This window comes from Roseateles sp. P5_B10 (assembly GCF_056400485.1).
The window spans coordinates 1-5109 of sequence record NZ_JBFULE010000374.1 but is presented as its reverse complement, the minus strand read 5'-3'; the positions used below and the strand labels follow the sequence as shown (position 1 = coordinate 5109).

5 protein-coding genes are annotated in these 5109 nt (G+C 69.7%); 1 reads left to right on the top strand and 4 read right to left on the bottom strand.

Annotated features, from left to right (window positions below; genetic code table 11):
- The 4 genes from AC1DU6_RS19695 to AC1DU6_RS19680 all read right to left on the bottom strand — a co-directional run.
- The coding region (locus AC1DU6_RS19695; protein WP_477859040.1) for a GGDEF domain-containing protein at window positions 1-1053 on the bottom strand (1053 nt) is incomplete at its 3' end.
- Complete coding sequence (locus tag AC1DU6_RS19690) at window positions 1050-1958, bottom strand: pseudouridine synthase (protein ID WP_457319873.1); 909 nt, start codon at window positions 1956-1958, stop codon at window positions 1050-1052. The genes AC1DU6_RS19690 and AC1DU6_RS19695, both read right to left, overlap by 4 nt.
- A gap of 3 nt (window positions 1959-1961) precedes the next feature.
- Window positions 1962-2864, bottom strand: coding sequence for a TIGR02285 family protein (locus AC1DU6_RS19685; protein ID WP_477859037.1), 903 nt, complete (start codon window positions 2862-2864; stop codon window positions 1962-1964).
- Window positions 2865-4166, bottom strand: a complete 1302-nt coding sequence (locus tag AC1DU6_RS19680; protein WP_457319870.1) for a UDP-N-acetylglucosamine 1-carboxyvinyltransferase — start codon at window positions 4164-4166, stop codon at window positions 2865-2867. It abuts the gene before it with no gap.
- A 241-nt stretch (window positions 4167-4407) separates the two neighbouring features.
- Between AC1DU6_RS19680 and AC1DU6_RS19675 the strand changes: the two genes are divergently transcribed.
- Window positions 4408-5109, top strand: a 702-nt coding sequence (locus AC1DU6_RS19675; RefSeq protein WP_477859035.1) for a TonB-dependent receptor plug domain-containing protein, incomplete at its 3' end; no start/stop codon positions are given.

The window sequence follows — 5109 nt, the reverse complement described above, 5'->3', positions numbered from 1 at the left end:
GTTGCGCCCCGCCCGCTTCGCTTCGTAGAGCGCCCTGTCCGCCGCGGCCAGCAGGTCGGTGAAGCTCGTGGCGCTGGCCGGCAGCATGGCCAGGCCGACCGACAGCGTCGCGCTGACGGTGCCACCATCGGGCGTCACGAAAGGCGCCTCCTGCACCATCAGGCGGATGCGCTCCGCCACCTCGCAGGCACCCGTCAGGTCGGTGCGTGGCAGCAACACGATGAACTCCTCGCCGCCGTAGCGCGCCGCCAGATCGCCGGTGCGCAGCGAACGCAGGATCAGCCCGCCAACCTGGCGCAGCACCTCATCGCCGACCGGATGGCCGTGGCCGTCGTTGATGGCCTTGAAGTGGTCGATGTCCAGGAACAGGCAGGCCAGCGGGTATCGATGGCGCACGGCCTGGCTGAACTCGATGAGGCTGCGGTGGTCGAAGTAGCGGCGGTTGTGCACGCCGGTGAGGCCGTCCGTCATGCCGGCGCGGCGCAGGCGCTCGCGGTTGAGCATGCTCTCGATGGCTATTGCCGCGATGGCCGACAGGCGGTCGAGGAACTTGGTGCCCGAGGCGGCGTCGTAGCGTTCGGGGTCGCGCGAGCCCAGGTGCAGGCTGCCGATCAAGAGGCCCTGGCGGATCAGCGGCAGCAAGGCCGCGGAACGCACGCCGGCTTGCATGTCGAAGGCCTTGGCGAGCAGCGCCTCGTCCGGGCCCGGGCCGATGAGGCGGGCCGTGCGCGCGGCGCCGAACAGGTCCTTCAGCGGGCCATGGCTGTCCAGCAGTCGCGGCGCCTTGATCATGGGCAGGGCCGGCAGGGCGCGGCGCAGCTCTTCCTCGGGGTCCAGCAGCCAAAGCTCGGCGGCGTCCAGGCCGAAGTCGTCGCGGCAGTCGACCAGCAGCAGGTTGACCAACTCCTCCATCGAACTCACCGCGATGAGGCGGCGCTCCAGCGCGTCGAAGCGGTCCAGCTTGCGCTCATTGGCCTTGGCGGCGTCAAGCAGGGACTGCAGCTGGCGGCGCAGTTCCTGGACCTGGGCTTGGGGATTGGGCGGCGCGTTCATTCCGGCGCGATTGTGAGGGCCGCGCGTTCGAAGCTCCGCGGCTGGCCTGTAACGGGGTCCATGAATGCAATCGCCCGCGCCACCAGCTGCAGCGGCGCGTCAAAGCGCGGCGGGTTCTCGTGAGGCTGCAGCACGGGGTAGATGCGGTCGCCGACGAGCGGCAGACCCAGGGCATTCATCTGCACGCGCAACTGGTGACGCAGCCCCGTGTGGGGACGCAGCTCGTAACGCGCCAACCCATCGGGCAAGAGCTCGACGAGATCGATCCAGGTCTCGGCGTTGGGTTCGCCGTTGACGACCTGCATCTGCATGAAGTTGTCGCCCCCCGGCTCCTCCAGGCGGTGCCGCACCACGCGCGGCCAGGGGCCGGGGCCGAGCGGCGCAATGGCGTCGTAGACCTTGGCGACGGCACGCTCGCGGAACAGGCGGTGGTAGGCGTCGCGCTCGTCACGGCGGAGGTTGAAGACGACGAGGCCCGCCGTCTCGCGGTCCAGCCGGTGCACGGGGTTGAGGTCCGCCAGGCCGGTGGCGTGGCGCAGACGTGCCATCAGCGTCTGCCGAGCGTAGATGCCGCTGGGCGTCACCGGCAGGAAATGCGGCTTGTCGGCGACAAGGAGGTGCTCGTCCTGGAAGACGATGCGCTCCCCGGCCGGGATGTCGGGCTCGACGTCCAGGTGGCGCCAGTAGTAGACGCGCCGACCGCCACGGTAGGGCGAGTCGACGACCGCGTGGCCGGCGTCGTCCACCACGTCGCCGCGCGCGAGGCGTTCCGGCCAGTCGACCACGCGCGGCAGGCGCTCGGCGAGGAAGGCGGCCATGGAGCCCCAGGGCCCGGCGGGACAGAACACGGCACTTGCCGCGACGCCTTCGCGCAGCGGCAGGACCGGCTTGGGCGGTCTCGCCACGGCCTATTCGATGCGCGGCCCGCCGCGGGCGCGTTCGTCCATGTAGGCGTTCAGCCGCTTCATGTCCTGGGGCTCGGCACGGTTGCCGCGCCATTGACGCACCCAGGCCTCGCGGTTGGGCTCCCGGGCGAGCTTGCGCACCGCGGCGTCGATGGCCTCGATATGCCGCCTGCCCTGCGGCGTGCGGCTGCAGGAGACCGTGGCCAGCAACGTGCTCAGGCCCTCGGCCACCGGCAGCGCCACCAGGGCGCCGGGGTCGCCGACGCGGACCAGGTATTCCTTGACGACGCTGGGGTACTCCAGCGTGTAGTCCATGCGGCCGGCGCGCAGCATGTCCAGCAGTTGGGTGCTGAGCTGGGCGCCGACGGCCAGCCGTGGCACGACCTGGTGTGACAGCAGGCTGTCGATCTGCGCGCCGAAGGCGCGGTCCCGTGCCAGCAGCAGGCGCATGTCATGGCGCTTGAGCAGGTCGGCCAGCACGAGGCGGCCGTCCCCGGGCCGGGCCTGGGACAGCTCGGCCAGCCGCTGGCGCGGCACGATGACATGGATCTCGCGCGAGATCAGCGGCGGGTAGAGGTGCGAGAAATAGAGCCACTGCAGGCGCTCGGGCGTGCGCACATGCAGGGTCGAGCACAGGGTCTCGCCGCGGCGGCTCTCGGCCTCATAGCGGGCGGTGCTGGCCTCGACGAACTCATGCCGGAACTCGGGCATGCGCGCCAGCAGCACGCGCATGAAGCCGTCCACCTCGCCGTGGCCCAGCTCGGCCGCGCTGCGCGGCGGCTGGCCCTGCACGAAGCTGAAGTGCGGCGGCACGTCCTGCGCCACCCAGCGGATGGTGTCGGCGGGCGGCGCGGCTTGGGCGGCCGAAGCCACCAGGCATGCGGCCGCACACAGCTCACGCAACACTCAATCTCCCTCGACCCACTCCATGCGCGCCCCGAGTTCGCCGATGTGCTCGACGAAATTGGGGTGGGCGCGGCGGATCGGCGTCGCGTTCTTGATCACGCTCTTGCCGGGAATGCTGGCCGCCACCATCAGCAGCGCGATGGCGACGCGGATGATGTAGGGGCTCTCGACCTCGGCCGGGCTCAGCGGCTTGCCGCCGAAGGTGATCATGCGGTGCGGATCGCTCAGGAAGGCATGGGCGCCGAACTTGGCCAGCTCACTGGTCCAGCCCATGGCGCCGTCATAGACCTTGTTCCAGAACATCACGCTGCCTTCGGCCTTGACACCCAAGGCCACGAAGATGGGCAGCAGGTCCACCGGCACATAGGGCCAGGGCGCGGCTTCCACCTTCTGCAGGATGTTGCGCGTGAAGGGCTCCTTCACCTTCAGCGGCCCGTTCGTGACGCAGCGGCTCCAGCCGTCCTCGTGGACGATCTGCACGCCGAACTTGGCGAAGGTGCGGTCCAGCAGCGGGAACATCTCCGGCGCGCCGTTTTTGACCTGCACGTTGCCGCCGGTGATGGCGCCCAGGGCCAGGAAGGTGACGATCTCGTGGAAGTCTTCGGTGAAGGTGTAGTCGGCGCCGCCAAGCTCCTGCACGCCGGTGATCTTCAGCTTGGACGTGCCATGGCCCTCGATCTTTGCGCCCAGCAGCGACATGAAGTTGCAGAACTCCTGCACATGCGGCTCGCTGGCGGCGTTGGTCAGCGTGGAGACGCCGTCGGCCAGTGCCGCGCACARCACGAAGTTCTCGGTCGTCGTGACGGAGGCGTAGTCGGTCCAGTGATGGTTGGCCGTCAGCGGGCGGTGCACGCGCAGCACCAGGCCGTCGGGCAGGCGCTGGACCTGGGCGCCGAAGCGCTCGAACACCTCGACGTGCGGATCGATCTCGCGTGCACCCAGCGTGCAGCCCTTGACGTCGTCCTCGATGCGGGCGGCGCCGAAGCGGGCCATCAGGCCCGGCACCAGCATGATGGAGGAGCGCATCTCCTCGGGCAGGCGGTCGGTGGCCGGGTCGAAATGCGTGTCGCGGTGGTGGACGTCGAGGATGCCGGTCTTGAAGTCCAGTTCGACCTGCGAGCCGAGCTTGCGGAAGACCTCGACGATCTTCTTGACGTCGGTGATCTCGGGCACACCGCGCAGGCGCACCGGCTGCCTGGTCAACAGCGTGGCGCAGAGGATGGGCAGTACGGCGTTTTTGTTCGCCGAGGGAATGATGCGGCCCGAGAGGGGCGTGCCGCCGTGGACGATCAGATGAGACATCGAATGAGGGGATTTCGGTGCGCGCAAGCGGCGCGCGGTGGCATTGTCGGCGTTTGCGGCGCGGCGCATCCGCCGCCGCCCGGAAGCTTTGTTCCGAACTGGGGGAATCAATCTTCCGCCGCGGGGTCCGGCCGCGGGTCTATCCAGCGGCGCCGGCGACGCCGCATCCAGCGGACAGCGTTGTTATGCTGGCGCGACCAGTCCGGGTCATTTCAGACCTCCGACGACAGGGAGGTGATCCGTGCGCCAGCCAACTGACGAGGACAAGCCTCGCCCCACCCGCCGCCGAGCCGGCGGCAGCGCCGTGCTGCTGGCGCTGCTGGCCGCCCCCGCAACGGCGCAGGACCTGAGCGATCTGTCGCTGGAGCAGCTGTCCAACATCGAAATCAGCTCGGTGTCGCGGCGTATCGAGAAGCTGGCGCAGGTGCCGGCTTCGCTGTACGTGATCAGCGCCGAGGCGATACGCCGCTCAGGCGCGCGCAGCCTGCCCGAGGCGCTGCTGCTGGCGCCCAACCTGCAGGTCGCGCGGCTCAACGCCAACCAGTACGCCATCAGCGCCCGGGGCTTCAACGACTCGGTGGGCAACAAGCTGCTGGTGCTGATCGACGGCCGCACGGTCTACGCGCCCTATTTCTCGGGTGTGCAATGGGACCAGCAGGACGTGCTGCTGGACGACGTCGCCCGCATCGAGGTCATCAGCGGCCCGGGCGGCAGCGTCTGGGGCACGAACGCGGTCAATGGGGTGATCAACATCATCCGCCGRCCGGCCGCGGACACGGGGCTGCTGCTGCGCGCCGACGCCGGCACCGACGAGCGCTCGGCCGCGCTGCGCCTCGGCGGCAAACTGCCGCTGCAAGGCGACTGGCGCGCCTACGCCAAGCTGCTGCAGCGCGATGCCACCGAGACCGAAGCCGGCGTGGCCGTGACGGACAAGTCGCGACGC